This window comes from Janthinobacterium silvisoli, assembly GCF_014200725.1.
Classification (GTDB): domain Bacteria; phylum Pseudomonadota; class Gammaproteobacteria; order Burkholderiales; family Burkholderiaceae_D; genus Janthinobacterium.
The window spans coordinates 1,037,555-1,053,170 of the sequence record NZ_JACHCL010000001.1; the positions used below are offsets into that span (position 1 = coordinate 1,037,555).

General features: G+C 59.5%; 14 protein-coding genes. 1 reads left to right on the forward strand and 13 read right to left on the reverse strand.

What is annotated here, in order from left to right; translation table 11 throughout:
• Nucleotides 1–2 precede the first annotated feature (2 nt).
• The 8 genes from HDE75_RS04710 to HDE75_RS04745 form a co-directional block, all read right to left on the reverse strand.
• Nucleotides 3–401, reverse strand: a complete 399-nt coding sequence (locus HDE75_RS04710) for a DUF3224 domain-containing protein (protein WP_183676000.1) — start codon at nt 399–401, stop codon at nt 3–5.
• The gene (locus HDE75_RS04715; protein WP_183675999.1) at nt 398–2,641 is read right to left on the reverse strand and encodes a DEAD/DEAH box helicase; all 2,244 of its coding nucleotides are present in this window, start codon (nt 2,639–2,641) and stop codon (nt 398–400) included. Before HDE75_RS04715 ends, HDE75_RS04710 begins: the two co-directional genes overlap by 4 nt.
• 16 nt (nt 2,642–2,657) lie before the next feature.
• Nucleotides 2,658–3,965 (reverse strand): ATP-binding protein, encoded by a 1,308-nt coding sequence (locus HDE75_RS04720; protein ID WP_183675998.1) that lies wholly within the window; start codon nt 3,963–3,965, stop codon nt 2,658–2,660.
• Nucleotides 3,962–6,007: a TerB N-terminal domain-containing protein gene (locus HDE75_RS04725; protein ID WP_183675997.1), complete on the reverse strand. Its 2,046-nt coding sequence runs from the start codon at nt 6,005–6,007 to the stop codon at nt 3,962–3,964. Before HDE75_RS04725 ends, HDE75_RS04720 begins: the two co-directional genes overlap by 4 nt.
• A 457-nt stretch (nt 6,008–6,464) precedes the next feature.
• Entirely contained in the window at nt 6,465–6,770 is a 306-nt protein-coding gene (locus HDE75_RS04730; RefSeq protein ID WP_183675996.1) for an NIPSNAP family protein, read from the reverse strand.
• Nucleotides 6,767–7,693, reverse strand: coding sequence for a WD40 repeat domain-containing protein (locus tag HDE75_RS04735; protein ID WP_183675995.1), 927 nt, complete (start codon nt 7,691–7,693; stop codon nt 6,767–6,769). Before HDE75_RS04735 ends, HDE75_RS04730 begins: the two co-directional genes overlap by 4 nt.
• Entirely contained in the window at nt 7,690–8,199 is a 510-nt protein-coding gene (locus tag HDE75_RS04740; protein WP_183675994.1) for a GNAT family N-acetyltransferase, read from the reverse strand. Before HDE75_RS04740 ends, HDE75_RS04735 begins: the two co-directional genes overlap by 4 nt.
• 79 nt (nt 8,200–8,278) lie before the next feature.
• Entirely contained in the window at nt 8,279–8,911 is a 633-nt protein-coding gene (locus HDE75_RS04745) for an NAD(P)H oxidoreductase (protein ID WP_183675993.1), read from the reverse strand.
• A gap of 102 nt (nt 8,912–9,013) precedes the next feature.
• On the opposite strand from HDE75_RS04745, the gene HDE75_RS04750 reads away from it, so the two are divergent.
• Complete coding sequence (locus HDE75_RS04750; RefSeq protein ID WP_183675992.1) at nt 9,014–9,907, forward strand: LysR family transcriptional regulator; 894 nt, start codon at nt 9,014–9,016, stop codon at nt 9,905–9,907.
• Between the two features lie 177 nt (nt 9,908–10,084).
• Here the strand turns inward: HDE75_RS04750 and HDE75_RS04755 are convergent, their stop codons facing one another.
• The 5 genes from HDE75_RS04755 to hflK all read right to left on the reverse strand — a co-directional run bounded on the left by HDE75_RS04755 (nt 10,085) and on the right by hflK (nt 15,615).
• Nucleotides 10,085–10,630, reverse strand: coding sequence for a phosphoribosyltransferase (locus HDE75_RS04755; protein ID WP_183675991.1), 546 nt, complete (start codon nt 10,628–10,630; stop codon nt 10,085–10,087).
• Nucleotides 10,631–10,709: 79 nt separating this feature from the next.
• The gene (locus HDE75_RS04760; protein WP_183675990.1) at nt 10,710–12,023 is read right to left on the reverse strand and encodes an adenylosuccinate synthase; all 1,314 of its coding nucleotides are present in this window, start codon (nt 12,021–12,023) and stop codon (nt 10,710–10,712) included.
• A 3-nt stretch (nt 12,024–12,026) separates the two neighbouring features.
• Nucleotides 12,027–13,187: an ATP phosphoribosyltransferase regulatory subunit gene (locus HDE75_RS04765; protein WP_183675989.1), complete on the reverse strand. Its 1,161-nt coding sequence runs from the start codon at nt 13,185–13,187 to the stop codon at nt 12,027–12,029.
• Between the two features lie 248 nt (nt 13,188–13,435).
• A complete protein-coding gene (gene hflC, locus HDE75_RS04770) occupies nt 13,436–14,323 on the reverse strand; it encodes a protease modulator HflC (RefSeq protein WP_183675988.1) in 888 nt (295 codons plus the stop codon).
• Entirely contained in the window at nt 14,323–15,615 is a 1,293-nt protein-coding gene (gene hflK / locus HDE75_RS04775; RefSeq protein WP_183675987.1) for an FtsH protease activity modulator HflK, read from the reverse strand. The genes hflC and hflK overlap by 1 nt, the downstream gene beginning before the upstream one ends.
• Between the last annotated feature and the right edge of the window lies 1 nt (nt 15,616).

Here is a 15,616-nt window from a genome sequence, read left to right on the forward strand (position 1 = left end):
GCTTACTGCGGCAGCGAGTAGCTCAGTGCATAAGAATGCTGGCCATCTTTAATCACGATGGCCAGCGTGCCGCTGATCCCTTCCAGCTGTTCCGTACCCGAATGAGGCACGATGGCGATGACCAGTTCCTGCTTGCCATCGGCCATGGTGCCCGTATGTTGCACCACGAAGCTGCCTCTTCTACCCTGCAGCACGCCCGTAATCGCCTCGATGGCGACATAGCCAGCGGCGCCCTTGGTGTCGGTGACGGCGCTGAGCATTTCGCCACTGCCCGTGCCAACCAGATCGCCCGCATACACTTTTTCCAGCGAGGTGCGCCCCAGTGCCGTCCGCCCCGAGCGTTGCGGCGCCCCAGCGGGTGTCATGGTGACACTGAAGGTTCCGGATGCGTGTGTCTTCATATGATGATCTCTTTCGTGATTAACTGGGTTTCAAGCTCCAGGGCGTGCGCGTGCGCCTGCTCCTGCGCCCACGCATGGGCGCCAGCAATATCCATCTGCAAGCTGGCAAACGATTTCTTGAGCAGGTGCTCGGGCAAGGCCCAATCCCATTTTTCCCTGCGCAGGTTATACGCGCCTTCCAGCAATGCCTGTGCGTCGGGAAGCGCTTGGCTGGCGAAGGCAAGCAAGCATGCAGCGACGCGCTGCACGCTGGTTCCGGTGGCAAAAATCTCGATCATCGTCCCCTTAATCGCCACCGTGAAACCAGCGCGCCGCAGCACGGCCGCCAGTGCTTCATTCTGTTGATCGCCCAGCCATGTCAGCAAGAAGATGGCGCCGCCCTGCGTCAGTAGCAAACGCTGGTCCAGGCCAAAACGCGCATAGCTGTCGCGCCCTTCCTGCAGAAGGCGGACGGCGTCGGCATCGAGAAATCGCGGCACCTCGGTGCTGCGATACAGCTCGCGCATGCGCTCCCGTATCTTGGCATGCAGCTGGCCGCCAGAACTGGTGAATGCCGGCGCTTTCCCCGTGGATGTCTTGCTGACCAAAATCGTCTTGCCATCTTCATCGATGCTCTCGACGCGCCAGGTCTTGCCGGCAAAAACAATAAAGTCGCCGATGCCGATGGCGCTCGATATGGGCAGGGAACCGAGCACCCGGCTGTCGCACACCACACGGTATTCCTCTTCGGCCGCAAAGGCGGCATAGAAAGAGTAATGGTTGACGATGCGCTCGCCTTTCACACCATGCAATAGCAGGCCGGAAGACTCTTGCTGTATCAATTCGAGTTTCCCCATATGCCGCAGCAAGTCGAGAAAGTCGCTCTTTTCCAGTCCGGCGAACGGCCCTTGCACGCACAGCGTGCGGTAGGCGTCGGCAGCCTGCATGCCGCCGCGCTGCGCAATCAGGGACAATAACTGCTGTATGAAGGTGGAAAAATGCAGGCCGCCCGTTTGCGGTGGTTCCACCCATTTTTCCAGCAGCAGGCTGACCATCGCGGTAAACGTCAACAGCCCGGTGCGCAATTGCACCTCCAGTGATGACTGATCCGTCAACTCATGTTCGATCACATAACCACGCAAAATTGCCGGCTCGCCGGGGCGCCGCCCTGAACGCCCCAGCCGCTGGCGCATGCTGGCTACCGAGGGCGGACTGCCGACTTGCGCAATGCTTTTCACAGCACCGATATCGATGCCCAGTTCCAGGGTGTTGGTGCAAATGGCGGTGGCAGGACGTCCCTTGTTTTTTAACGCTGCTTCCGTCTCCTCGCGAATTTCACGCGACAGGTTGCCATGATGGGGCCAGAACTCGTTGGCGATCTGATGCGATTCGCACAGGCGGCCCAGGGAGTATGCATATTCCTCGACCAGGCTGCGGCTATTCGGGAAGACCAGATTGTTCGAGCCGCGCAAGGTATGGAACAAATGCTGCGCAATCAAGGCGGGCGATGTGGCGACAACGGCATGCTCGGTTTCCGGCAAATGCGCAGGTTCCACATAGGCCTTGATTTGCAGGTCCAGCCGCGCCGGATCGGCATTGGAATGGATGATCTCGACCGCCGCGCCAGCGCGCAAGCGCAGAAACTCGGCCGCCATGTCCAGGTCTCCCAGGGTAGCCGACAGTCCCACGCGCACGACCTTTCGCCCTACCGCCAGGTCGAGGCGCTGCAGCAACGACTGCAATTGCTTGCCCCGTTCGGATCCGATAAAGGCATGCAGTTCGTCGATCACAATGTAGCGCAACTTTGCCAGCAACTGTGGCACCTGGAAACCACGGTTGCACAGCATGGCTTCCAGGGACTCCGGTGTGATCAGGACCACGCCTGACGGCTGCTTGAAAAAACGGTTCTTCGATGATGATGAAATGTCGCCATGCCATGGCCACACAGGAATGTCCAGTTGCTTGCACAAGCGCTCCAGCCGCAGGAACTGGTCATTGATCAAGGCCTTGATCGGGCTAATATAAATGCATAGCCCCGTGCCTTCGCCATCGGCCAGCAAATGCGTCAGGATAGGAAAAAAGGCAGCCTCCGTCTTGCCCGCTGCCGTCGCAGCGGCAATCAGGACATCGTGATCGCAAGCCACCAGCGCCGGAATCGCCCGTTCCTGGGCATCGCGCATGGCGCTCCAGTTTTCCGCCCAGATCCAGCGCTGGATACGCTCGTCAAGCAGCGCAAACGAGGATGACTGCCGTTTCGTCATGGTCTCAACACTCGATTCAGAGCTTGAAGGAGGCCAGTTCCGCATCCTCTTCAGCCTCCACTTCGCCATCGCTGGCGCCGCCGTGATCGGCGCGCACCTCGACGGCTCCCAGCAGCTCTTGCCAGGATGTGCCGGGATTTTGTTCCAGCACCGCCAGCAAATTGATGAAGGCCGTGATGGTGGTGCGCGGCGTGCGGAAATAACTGTCGCCGAGCCGGCGCGCGCAATGCTCCATGAAGACTGGCAGCGCATCATCGGGCAGCAGGAATTTCGCCGCATCCCCAAAGGCGTACACATTGCGCAGCTTTTGCAGCAGCACGTAAAAATCCTCGGGCGCCAGGCTGGACAAACGTAGCACCGGGCCGCTGTAATCAACCAGGCCCGCACTGGCGAAGGTATTGTCGGCCAGCCGGCTTTGCAATGCAGGGTAGCTGAACAAGCCACGGCGCGGGTCAGACAGGAAATCGGGCGTACCGCCCAAAATGAATCCCAAGCCGACGGCCGAGCCTTGCAGCGAGTCGTTCAAGATCCGCAAGATCTGTTCATAGTTGGCATTGCGGGCGGCGGTATTGGACAGCTTGTACAAATTGACCAGTTCATCGAGGCAAACCACAAAGCCGGCATAGCCCGCCAGGCGGACAAACCGTGCAAACAGTTTTAACTGGTCATAAAATGAGGCGTCATCAACGATCGCCCGCACACCCAGCGCCTGGCGCGCTTCGGTCTTGGTATTGAATTCGCCACGCAGCCAGCGAACCGCATCGGCTTTCAACTGCTCATTGCCTTCTTCAAAACCCTTGCAATACGCCGCTATCACTTCCGCGAAATCGTAGCCGTTGACCATTTCCGTCAAGTGCTCGAGTTTTTCGCGGATGACTTCCTCGCTGCTCTTGTCCTGCGCCTTTGCCTCGGACTTGGCGTTGGTAATGAAGCGCTCGACGATGCCCGCCATCGCGCCGCCATCGGGCTTGGTACGCGTGGAGAGGTTACGCATCAATTCGGCATACAGCGAGCGCGCCTGGCCGCCGGTGGCGTGCAGGCGCCGGTCTGGATTGAGGTCGGCATTCGCGGTGACCAGTTTTTTCTCCATCGCTACCGAACGTATCAGATTGAGAAAAAACGTCTTGCCAGCGCCATATTCACCGATCACAAAGCGGATCGTCGAACCGCCATCGGCAACCCGGTCCAGGTCCGCCACCAGGGTTTCCACTTCATGCTTGCGGCCGACCTGTATCAAGTGCTGGCCGGCGCGGGGAACCACGCCGGCACGCAGGGATTGGATCACCGCGTCACGATCGCGGGGACGAATAGCAGGAACATTCATGCGCTAACTCTTTCATGGATTTCAGGATTGATTTCAATCGGATCGTCGCCTTCGGTACAAGGCATGTCGAACGCATCCAGGCTAGCTTCATTGATGCGCTCCAGCGCGCCATCGAGCATGATGTCCAGCTGCGCCGCCATCGTCACCAGTTCGCCACGCGACCACGCCGCGCGCGCCAGCAGCCTGCGGACGAATTGCGAGTGGGCCGCATCGAGACCTGGCAAGGCGCTATTCGCAACGGCGGGCGTGGCCACCGCAGGCGCAGGATGCGCTGGTTCGTCGCTAAAGATATCGCCCAACAAGGCAGACACCCTGACGCTGTCTTGCTGGAGTTCAGCGATACGCGCCAGGTCGAGCTTGATACCGCTGGAAGCTTGATCATCCATCGGCGCGATGACAGGCACACCAAACATCGCATGGACTTGCTGCTCCAGTTGCGCCATGTCGCATCCCAGCAGGGCAAACAGACGCCCCAGTATCGTCACCTCTTCCGGCATCAGGCTGGCGCCATTCTGCGCCATCGCCAGCAGATTGCTTGCGACGCCATCACGGCCAGCCTGGTCCAGCGCTGCGATCCTGTGCTGCAGCGACGCTATCGGCACCGGTTCGCAAGACAACAAGCGGATGCGCGCCTTCAGCCGCTGTTGCCAGGCTGACGTCAATTGGTCCCACGAATCGATGTGCGGATCAAGCAAGGCCAGTTTATCGTCGCGCCATACGCCTCCGGCCTGGGCCAGCACGATCAGCAATTCCAGACTGAACGAGGCGATATCGCATGATGATGCCGGCGTTTCATCGCCTGCATCCGGCAGCGATGCATATAGCGCGACCGTATTACCGGCCAGCGCACCGGACAGCACATCCGGTTCCATCATGATCTGCTGCTGCGCCAGCACTTTTGCCAGGCCGCGTAAAAGATCGCTGTTGATCACCGTGTTCGCGTTAAAGCGGCTGGCCAAGGCCTGTGGCGATGTCAGCAAAACCGTATCGTTCACGGCAACCTTCAAGTCGCTTAATGCCTGCATCGCCTGCGGCCAATCTTGCTGCAGCCTGTCATGGACATCAAGCTCAGGGGCACAGTCATCGACAATTTTTTGCAGCGCCATCACCGGCTCGCTCAATACGGTGACGTCGGTGATATCGCCGAGATCCAGAGAGATGCCGGTTTCATCGCGCAAGGCGTGCGATGCGGGCAAATACGTGTATCCCAGCTTGCGGCGTCCTTCCGTTATGGTGAGCCCATCGCCGAATGCGCGGCGATACTGCGCCAGGAACAGCGTGCGGAATACATCGGGATGGCGGCGTGCCGCAGCGCCCCATTTCACATCAGGATCGCACCGTATCCAGGCCCACGCCAATTCGGCAGGAATCGGACGTTTATCGGCAATTGCCTGGCCGATGGCTACCCGCAAATACAGGGCAAAACCGGCTTCCGGTAAAAACTCGGGAATCGCCTGTTCGTATAATCTGGCCGGAACTGAATAGAATGTGAGGAAATTGAGCAAGCCATAACACTGCCTGGAAAAATCAGCTGATTTGGCGCCATAATGTTTCAGCAACCTGTGTAATTCCTTGGAGATCTGGCTGAATTCGGCAGAAATAGAACGGTCTGCGACAGCATCGATAAAAATCCGCCGTTCCAACCCATAAAAAAATAGCCAGATATTGCTGATATGGGCTTCGGGGCTACTGCGTCCATCGGCCAGCCAACGCAAATAAGCGCCGCGTGCACGTGGCGAGGCATCAGAATAATTGGGCCAGTCCGTATGCACATGGTGATCTTGTGCGTAATCAGCTTTCAATTCCACTGTTTTCCGTGGATCGATCAGGCATGGATCGGGCGTGCCATCTTTTCCCGGCAGGCGCTCTCCCACATACAGCATGCCGCCAGGGATGGACAAGCCGGCGATATGGACTGCTACATTGCGGGGCGACCACCGCGCCATTGATGGCTGCGGCGGAATCAAATAGTCGACAGGCGCATCGCCTGCTTCAGCCGGACTATCAGGAAATAAACGCTTGCTATCGTCGTTTGCATTCATGGGAACTGGCGCCGCCACGGTCAATGGAGATATCTGGACTTCATGCGCCGGAAGCGATACTGGCGGCACGAGATGATCTACCTTGCCGGCACGGGATTTGTTGAGTTGATGATGATAATACCTGACACCGACATATGCACATCCGGCCAGCAGCGATAAGGTGCCGGCAATTCCCGAATCAGGTGCTATCAGGAATAACACCAACACTCCACAGAGGATCAATGACCAGAATAATGAAGCACCAAGATTCTTTTTGCCCACTATTCCCCCTGTTTTGAGCATCAGCTAATTCATAGGCGACAGCTCAAAAAATAGATGGCATAGAAACAGCTGCACCCATCATATCCACAATAGCAATAAAAAGAAACGCTTTGGCTGCATGTTGCTGCTTTTTACAACGGGAATGAAAGAGCAGAAATACTCGAATGGTTTATCACTCTCCCGATTATTCAGCAGCTCAGGCAAACACCGGCCTGAAAAAGCTGCGCTCATAGCTGACGATGCAGCGCGTTTCTTCGGCGTAGCGGAAGGCGGCCTGGCAGTCGGCGTCTTGCAGCGAATCGATGCGGTATTGTTCGTACAGGGCCAGGCTGGGAAACGAGAACATGGCCAGGGCCACGTTGCTGGCGCCTTCAGATGGCAGGAAGTAACCGTGGTGCTGGCCGCCGAAGCGCTCGACCAGCGGTATCCACAATTTGCCGTAGGCTTCGAACTCCTTCAGTTTATACGGGTCGATGATGTAGCGCAGATAGCAGGTAATCATGTGGTCTCCAATTGCAGATTCAATTCCGTCAGCATGCCGGTTTCCCAGGAGCCGATGGCGATGGTCCTTGTGCCGGGCAGGAAAGCCAGCGCACAGGGATACGTAAAATCCAGTTGCTGGCGCACGGCGAGTCCAGGCCAGCCGTAGAACAATAGCTTGCCCTTGCCGATGCGCCCCAGCGTGCTGCCGTCTGGCAGCCATGTCAGCTCATCGCCCGTGCCGCCACCCGCCTCTACCGCCACGCTGGTGAGCAAACCACCATCGCTCATCGCATAGACCGACACGTATTCCGTGCCGCTTGCGTAGTGCAGCACGGCCAGCAGGGCGCCATCCGTCGAGACCGCGCATGACTTCAGCCCAGACAACGCCACCACCACTTTCCCGGCCCCGGCCTGCAAGGGCCAATCCCAGACGGTGCAGTAATCGGGTGGCTGGTCTTCGCCGTCGGGCACCGATTTGACACCATGTAGTACCAGCAGGCGCTGCCCGCCATCGATGGCATGCACGGCACGCAGCATCTCGCGCGGGTACTCTTGCGTAAAGACGACTTCCCCGGTCTGCGCTTGCCGCACCTGCAGGCGGCCATCCCAGCTGCCATCAGCGAGATAGCGCCCGCACGGCGACCATGCCGCGCCACTGCCTTCGCCATCCTTCTTGTTACGGAAGTTAGCCTCCAGTTGGCCAGAAGCGGCATCGATCACGCCCAGCTGCCCGCTGGTGCTCTTGATGGCCAATTGCGAGCCATCGGGCGAGAAAGCCATGCTGGAAGTGTGGGCGATGAATTTGCCACGCCACAGTTTCTGGCGTGCCGCCACATCCCACAGGATCAGATCGTTGCCCAGCACGGCCAGGCGCGTGCCGTCCGGCGAAAACGCCACCTTGTAGCTGCAGCCAAGCTTGAGCGGTTTGACTTCCGCCGTCATGGGCGCGGCAGGCGGTACACCACCGATTCAAGACCATAATGCACGCCGCGGCCCTGGTACTGCATGCCCAGGCGCGTCATGACCTTGATCGAGGCGGCGTTGTCGGGATGGGCTACGGCGACGACTTCGGGAGCTTTGACGACGTCGAAGGCATGCGCGACGATGGCCTCGGCTGCTTCGCTGGCATACCCTTGTCCCCAGCCTGCACGTGCCAGGCGCCAGCCGACTTCATGCGGCTGGTTTCTGTCGCCATCGAGGTGCTGCAGGCAAGCCATGCCGACCAGCACACCATCCTCGAGGCGTATCAGCGCCCACCACGAATAACCCCACTCCAGCCAACGCTGCTTGGTACGCTCCACCGCCATGCGGGTTTTTTCTTCCGTCTCCGGCTGGCCCGCGTTCAAGTAAGTCATCACTTCGGGATCGGTATTGAGCACGCGCATGCGCTCGTAGTGGGCTTCGGTAATCGGTTCCAGGCGCAGGCGCGCCGTATGCAATACGGTCATGTATAGGTCTCCAGATAAAAGCGATCCGCGATCACTTTGACAAGACCTATTCTAACCGCACCGCAGTGTATGACTACACTCACACCATACCGGACACCAGGGCAGTCGCCTGGCCGATCAGCGCTGCATGGTGCTGCTCGACATTCTCGGTCGCTTCCTCGAAGGCGATCGTATTGTAGAGGAAGGTGATCGTCGAATCCGGGACGCCGCAATAGGCAGCAATGCCGTCACTGAGCAGCGCTTTCATGTGCTTGTCCCAGCCATGCGCCTCGAATTTTGCCTGCGCCCCGCCCACCAATGCCACCCAGCGGATGGAAGATGCCGGAATGCGCTTGCCGCCGCCATACACCAGGCCATAGTTCCACACGCGGTCGATATACCCTTTGAGCATGGCGGGAACGGCATACCACCAGACGGGAAAGACCACCACGATATGTTCGAAGGCGTCCAGCGACTGCGCCAGCGCCGTCGCTTCGGCCGAATGGACTTGCTGCTCGCTGGCCCAGTCGGGTTCGTCCTCTTCCCGCAACACGGGATCGAAACCGGAGCGGTACAGATCGAGTTCTTCCACCGCCAGGCCTTGCGCCTCGGCTTCGCGCCGGATGCCCGCCACTACGCGCGCGGTCAGGGAATTGCGGCGCGGGTGCGCCCAGATCAGCTGGATTTTTTTGCGCGCTTCGGCACCCGTATTGTATGCGACTGCTGTTGCCATTTTTTCTTCCATTGAGAGTGTCATCGAAGCAGCCAGCTTACGCTGCGCCGATTGTCCTGATAAGAGCTAAAATATGACATCAGAACTGAGAAAAATTCATCAATGAAAGCCAGCCTCTCCGACCTCGCCACCTTCGCCGCCGTCGCCAGGCACCGCAGCTTTCGCGCCGCCAGCATCGAGCTGGGCGTGTCCTCATCGGCCGTCAGCCATGCACTGCGCCAGCTGGAAGAGCGGCTGGCGCTACGTTTGGTAAACCGCACCACGCGCAGCGTCTCGCTGACGGAAGCGGGACAAAAACTGTACGACAACCTGGCGCCCGCCATGCTCGATATCCACCGCGCCGTCGAGATGCTGTCGCCCCTGCGCGATACGCCCACCGGCACCTTGCGCATCACGGCGGCGCGCCAGGCGGCAAGATTGGTGCTGCTGCCGCTGGCCACCGCCTTCGTCCAGCAGTATCCGGGCATGAAGGTAGAGATCGTCGCGGAAGATAAATTGTCGGACGTGATCAAGGAAGGGTTAGATGCAGGCGTGCGCCTGGGCGAGATCGTGGCGCAAAACATGATCGCCGTGCGGCTTGGGCCACCCGTGCGTTTTGCCGTGGCCGCCACGCCCGATTATTTCAAGCACGCCCCGCCGCCGCGCCACCCGAAAGATCTGCTGGCCCACAAATGCGTGGTGTTCCGTTTTCCGACCAGGGAAAGCGCCTACCGCTGGGAGTTCGAACAGGGAGCCACGCGGCTGGCGATCGACGTCAATGGCGACATCGCCGTCAACGATATGGACCTGGCGTTGGATGCGGTACTGCGCGGCGCCGGCATCGGCATCTTTCATGTCGAGCAGGTGCAGGAACTGGTCGCCGCTGGCAAGCTCGTAACGGTGCTGGACGACTGGCTGGTCGACCGGCCCGCATTCCACCTGTACTACCCGAGCCGGCGTCAGATGCCGCATGGCTTCCGCCTGTTCCTGGCGTTTATCCGCGACTTCACATGGTAAAAAAGCCGCACCCGATTTCTCGGACGCGGCTTTTATGGGGCATAACGTGCAATCACAACGCCTGACAAAACCGATGCGAGCGGAAGGCAGAGGTGGCTAAGAAGCGCAACCGTACGGAGGTACGGTGAGCATCGCAGGCCGCCTATACCGACGCGCAGCAGGTTTTGACAGGTGTTCTTATTTGGCCGTTTCGCCTTTCTTAATCCAGGCTGCCAGCTGGTGCGGGCGGATACCGTCGTAGTCTTCGAACGGCTGGTGGATCCATGGGTTGTGCGGCAGTTCGTCCAGGAAGTAATCAGGACGCACCACGGAGCAGCCTTTCAGCCAGATCACGGCCGATTTGACTTCGGTCACGCCAGGGAAGTTGTCCTTCAGGTGACGCGTGACTTTATCGAGGGTGACGCCGGAATCGGCCAGGTCGTCCACCAGCAGGATGCGGCCAGCCAGAGGGCCCTTGGTCATGGTCATGTACTTGGCGATATCGAGGTCGCCCTGGGTCGTGCCCTTGTCTTCGCGGTAGGAGCTGGTCGACAGAATCGCCAGTGGCAAATCAAAGATGCGCGAGAAAACGTCGCCAGGGCGCACGCCGCCGCGCGCCAGGCACAGCACCTGGTCGAATTTCCAGCCCGATTCGTACACCTTGAGCGCCAGGCGCTCGATCAGGCGGTGGTACTCTTCCCAGTTGACCCAAAGGTGTTGATCGTTCGATTGTGGGGTAGTCATGATATTAAATTTTTTGTTATGAATGTGGATATGCGGGGTTAAAAAAATCCGCCTTGCGGCGGATTGTGTCCAACACAGTTTATTCGAATGGGTGGCGCAGGACGATGGTCTCTTCGCGGTCCGGGCCCGTCGACACCATGTCCACCGGTACGCCGACCAGCTCTTCGATGCGCTTGATGTAGGCGCGCGCCGTTGCCGGCAGGGCTGCCAGCGATTTCGCGCCGACGGTGCTTTCCGTCCAGCCTGGCATCTCTTCGTACACTGGCACGCAGCGGGCGGCTTCTTCAGCACCCGATGGGAAGATGTCCACGTACTCGCCGTCGATGGTGTAGCCGGTGCACAGTTTCAGCGTTTCGATACCGTCCAGCACGTCCAGCTTGGTCAGACACATACCGGTCACACCGTTGATTTGCACCGAGCGGCGCAGCAAGGCAGCATCGAACCAGCCGCAGCGGCGGGCACGGCCCGTCACGGTGCCGAATTCATGGCCGACTTGCGCCAGATGGTGGCCGACGCCTGCATCGGTAGGCAGTTCCGAAGGGAACGGGCCGGAGCCGACGCGCGTCGTGTAGGCCTTGGTGATGCCCATGATGTAGTGCAGCATGCCTGGGCCCACGCCCGAACCGGCGGCGGCATTGCCGGCCACGCAGTTCGACGAAGTGACGAATGGATAGGTGCCATGGTCGACGTCGAGCAGGGAGCCTTGCGCGCCTTCGAACAGCAGGTTGGCGCCAGCCTTGTGGGCTTTGTACAGCGCGCTCGATACGTCGGTGACCATAGGACGCAGACGCGGCACGTAGGCCAGCGCGTCATCCAGGGTTTTTTGATAATCGATGCGTGGCGCCTTCAGGTAGTGCTCCAGCACGAAGTTATGGTAATCCAGGTTTTCGGCCAGTTTTTCAGCGAAACGGGTTTCGTTGAGCAGGTCGGCAACGCGGATGGCGCGGCGCGCCACCTTGTCTTCGTAGGCCGGGCCGATGCCCTTGCCAGTGGTGCCGATCTTGGCCGCGCCGCGCGCAGCTTCACGGGCCAGGTCGAGTGCCGAATGGTAAGGCAGGATCACTGGTGCGGCGTCCGACACTTTCAGGCGCGAGGCGACTTCGACGCCGACGGCTTCAAGCTTGTCGATTTCGCGCAGCACGTCTGGCACGGAAACGACCACGCCGTTACCGATGTAGCAGGCCACGCCTGGACGCATGATGCCCGAAGGGATCAGTTGCAGCGCGGTTTTCACGCCGCCGATGACCAGCGTGTGGCCTGCATTGTGGCCGCCCTGGAAGCGCACCACACCCTGGGCGTGATCGGTCAACCAATCGACGATCTTGCCTTTACCTTCATCGCCCCATTGGGTGCCGATGACAACGACGTTCTTTGCCATAATTTTCTTTGACATCACTTAACCTAAGTTTTTAAGAATCCAGCTACTACCATTATCGGCAAGTACCAGCGCGCGATCGCACTCGAACTCGTCTTGTTCATTACTGTGACCCGGTAAGCTCTGGATCACGACCTCGCCCGCCTTGCGCAACTCGGCGATTTTTTCCTTCAATTCTGGTGCGCTGCCCCATGGCGCGCGGATCGAATGCTTACGTTCCGCCGTTGGGAGCAAACGCGCCAGTTCGCGCAAATCGAGCGAGAAGCCGGTCGCGGGACGTGCCCGGCCGAACGCTTCGCCGACGTGGTCATAACGGCCGCCGCGCGCCACAGCGTTCGGCAAGCCAGGTACATACAGCGCAAACATCGCGCCACTTTCATATTGGTAGCCGCGCAGGTCGGCCAGGTCGATCGCCACTTCGGCGCGGCCGATGGCGGACCCGGCCAGCGCGGCCAGTTCAGCCAGTGCCTTGGTCACGCCCGGCAACGCCGGCAAGACTTCGCGGGCGCGGGCCAGCACGTCGATATCGCCATACAGGCCAGGCAAGGCCAGCAGCGCATCGCGCGTGACAGCATCATAGTTTGCGGTCAACTCACGCAAGCCCGGCGCATCCTTGGCGCGCAGCAGGGTGTACAGCATCGCTTCATCGCGCCCGGCCTGGGCATCTTGCGCAATGATAGCGCGCAGCAGGCCCACGTGCGACAAATCGAGGCGCACCGCATCAAAGCCGGCCAAAGCCAGCGAGGCAAGCGCCAGTTCCTGTATCTCGGCATCGGCTTCCAGGCCGGCATGGCCATAAATCTCGGCGCCGATCTGCAGCGGTTCGCGGGTCGCGTGCAAGCCCGACGGGCGGGTATGCAGCACGCTGCCGGCGTAGCACAAACGCGTCACGCTAGCGCGGTTCAGCAAGTGGGCGTCGATGCGCGCCACTTGCGTGGTCATATCGGCGCGCAGGCCGAGCATGCGGCCAGACAGCTGGTCCACCAGCTTGAACGTGCGCAGGTCGGTATCCTTGCCGGCGCCGGTCATCAGCGATTCCAGATACTCGAGCAGCGGCGGCATCACCAGTTCATATCCGTACAGACGGAAATTATCCAGCATGAGGCGGCGCAGCTCTTCAATCTTGCGCGCTTCCGACGGCAAAACATCGGCAATATTTTCGGGCAAAAGCCAATTCGGCATGAGGGAGCGAGATACGGAAGAAAGTTGAAAAATGCACCATGCGAGGCAGCGGCTAGCGCGCCAGGCAAGAGGCCGAACCTGATATTTTACGCGAAAACAACGCCGCTTAGGGATAAGTTCTCGTCTTGCGTGGCATATCCGGTGAAAAAAACGCCATTCTACGCCTTCTTGCAACGCACTGGCTGGCACAAAAAAACGGGGCCGGCATCGCTGCCGGCCCCGCTTGCACCATCACTGGCGACTTATTTTTACTTCTTCGCTGCGCCGGCCGAAGGACCGCCCTTGAAGTACTTGAAGAATTCCGAGCTAGGATCGACCACCATCACGTCGTTCGGTCCCTTGAACGTGGCGCGGTAAGCTTCCAGGCTGCGGTAGAACTTGTAGAACTCCGGATTCCTGCCAAACGCTTCCGAATAGATCTGCGATGCCTTGGCGTCGCCTTCACCGCGGATATTCTCGGCCTTGCTATACGCTTCGGCCAGGATCACGGTGCGCTGCTTGTCGGCGTCGGCGCGGATTTTTTCCGAATCAGCCGAACCGGTCGAACGCAGCTCATTGGCCACGCGCACGCGCTCGGACTTCATGCGGTCATACACCGAGTTGTTGATCTGCTCGACGTAATCGACACGCTTCAAGCGCACGTCGACGATGTCAATGCCGATCACCTTGGCTTCGGCCGTCACCTTGGCGCGGATCGCTTCCATCACCTTGCCGCGCTGGCCGGAGATCACTTCGCGCACGGTGCGCTTGGTGATTTCATCGTTCAGGGCAGCCTTGACGATTTGCGACATGCGGTTGCGGGTGCGGCTGTCATCGCCGCCAAAGCTGCGGAAATACAGCTTTGGATCAGCGATGCGCCATTTGACGAAGGCATCGACCAGGATGTTTTTCTTCTCGGCCGTGATGAAACGCTCCGGTTCCGGCGTATCGATGGTTTGAATACGCTTGTCCAGATACATCACGTTCTGGAACGGCGGCGGCAGTTTGAAATACAAACCCGGTTCGCTGATCACATCCTTGACTTCGCCCAGGGCGAAGACCACGGCGTACTTGCGCTGGTCGACGATGAACACGGTCGAGGACAACAGCATGATCGCGATAAAGCCCGCGATCAGGGCGGCTACGATACGGTTCATTAGCGGCTCTCCCGTTCACGCGAAGAACGGCCATCACGGCGCGAATTGACTTCGACTGTCTGCATGGTTTCCTGTGGCAAAACGGTGGTGGTGGCAGGCGAGGCAGCTGCACGCGCCGCCGCAGCGGTGGCGTCCGATGCGGCCGTCTGCGCAATCAGCTTGTCCAGTGGCAGGTACAGCAGATTGCTGCCCGTCTTCGCATCGACCATGACCTTGCTGGTGCTGGAGAACACTTGCTGCATCGTTTCCAGATACATGCGGTCACGCGTCACGGCCGGCGCTTTCTGGTACTCGACCAGCACCTGCTTGAAGCGCGAGGCATTACCAGTTGCGTTCTCGGTCACCATGGAGCGGTAGGCTTCGGCTTCCTGGATCAGGCGGAAGGCGGCGCCGTGCGCTTTTGGAATCACGTCGTTGGCATAGGCTTCGCCTTCATTTTTCTGGCGTTCGCGGTCTTGACCTGCCTTCACGGCATCGTCGAAAGCGGCTTGCACCTGCTCCGGCGGCTGCACGGTCTGCATCGTCACATTGTTGATCAGAGCGCCGACCTGGTAGCGGTCGAGGATCTGCTGCATCAACTGCTGCGTTTCATACGCGACCTTTTCACGGCCTTCGTACAGCACGAAGTCCATCTTGCTGCGGCCGACCACTTCGCGGATCGCCGTTTCGGCAACCTGGCGCAAGGCCTCTTCCTGGTCGCGGTTATTGAACAGCCAGGCGACCGGATCTTTCAGGGTGTATTGCACCGCGAACTGGATGTCGATGATGTTTTCATCGTCCGTCAGCATCAGCGATTCGCTGGCTTTCTTGTCGCTCAGCGATTGGCGATAACCCACTTCCACCGTGCGCACCTGCGACACATTGACGGTTTCGTCGGTCTGGAATGGATACGGCCAGCGCCAGTTGAAACCGGCCGGCGTGGTACGCGTGTATTTGCCGAAGGTCAGCACGACACCGCTCTGGCCCTCTTGCACGATGAAGGCGCCGCTGGCGAGCCAGATCAGCACCGCGATCACGCCGACCACGCCAGCAGTGATGCCCGCGCCCTTCATGTCCGGACGGGGGCCATTGCCGCCGCCACCGTTGCCGCCATTATCGGGACGATTATTCTTCTGTCCGAAAAAGGCGTTCAGGCGCTGATTGAAATCGCGCCACAACTGATCGAGGTCCGGCGGACCTTCACCGGGCTTTTTGCCTTCTTGGGCTTTCTTGCCGTCGTCCTTGCGATTGCCCCAGCGGGGATCATTCAGGGATAACTTCAAGCCTGTTTTTTTGAGTAGGGAGACAAGCATA

What these genes read in the sequence shown, in the direction of transcription:
- HDE75_RS04720 (WP_183675998.1), bottom strand. Translation starts at nt 3,965, where the DNA reads ATGAATGTTCCTGCTATTCGTCCCCGCGATCGTGACGCGGTGATCCAA.
- HDE75_RS04735 (WP_183675995.1), bottom strand. Translation starts at nt 7,693, where the DNA reads ATGACGGCGGAAGTCAAACCGCTCAAGCTTGGCTGCAGCTACAAGGTG.
- HDE75_RS04725 (WP_183675997.1), bottom strand. Translation starts at nt 6,007, where the DNA reads ATGAATGCAAACGACGATAGCAAGCGTTTATTTCCTGATAGTCCGGCT.
- HDE75_RS04765 (WP_183675989.1), bottom strand. Translation starts at nt 13,187, where the DNA reads ATGCCGAATTGGCTTTTGCCCGAAAATATTGCCGATGTTTTGCCGTCG.
- HDE75_RS04740 (WP_183675994.1), bottom strand. Translation starts at nt 8,199, where the DNA reads ATGACCGTATTGCATACGGCGCGCCTGCGCCTGGAACCGATTACCGAA.
- HDE75_RS04730 (WP_183675996.1), bottom strand. Translation starts at nt 6,770, where the DNA reads ATGATTACCTGCTATCTGCGCTACATCATCGACCCGTATAAACTGAAG.
- HDE75_RS04760 (WP_183675990.1), bottom strand. Translation starts at nt 12,023, where the DNA reads ATGTCAAAGAAAATTATGGCAAAGAACGTCGTTGTCATCGGCACCCAA.
- hflK (WP_183675987.1), bottom strand. Translation starts at nt 15,615, where the DNA reads ATGCTTGTCTCCCTACTCAAAAAAACAGGCTTGAAGTTATCCCTGAAT.
- HDE75_RS04755 (WP_183675991.1), bottom strand. Translation starts at nt 10,630, where the DNA reads ATGACTACCCCACAATCGAACGATCAACACCTTTGGGTCAACTGGGAA.
- HDE75_RS04715 (WP_183675999.1), bottom strand. Translation starts at nt 2,641, where the DNA reads ATGACGAAACGGCAGTCATCCTCGTTTGCGCTGCTTGACGAGCGTATC.
- HDE75_RS04745 (WP_183675993.1), bottom strand. Translation starts at nt 8,911, where the DNA reads ATGGCAACAGCAGTCGCATACAATACGGGTGCCGAAGCGCGCAAAAAA.
- HDE75_RS04710 (WP_183676000.1), bottom strand. Translation starts at nt 401, where the DNA reads ATGAAGACACACGCATCCGGAACCTTCAGTGTCACCATGACACCCGCT.
- hflC (WP_183675988.1), bottom strand. Translation starts at nt 14,323, where the DNA reads ATGAACCGTATCGTAGCCGCCCTGATCGCGGGCTTTATCGCGATCATG.
- HDE75_RS04750 (WP_183675992.1), top strand. Translation starts at nt 9,014, where the DNA reads ATGAAAGCCAGCCTCTCCGACCTCGCCACCTTCGCCGCCGTCGCCAGG.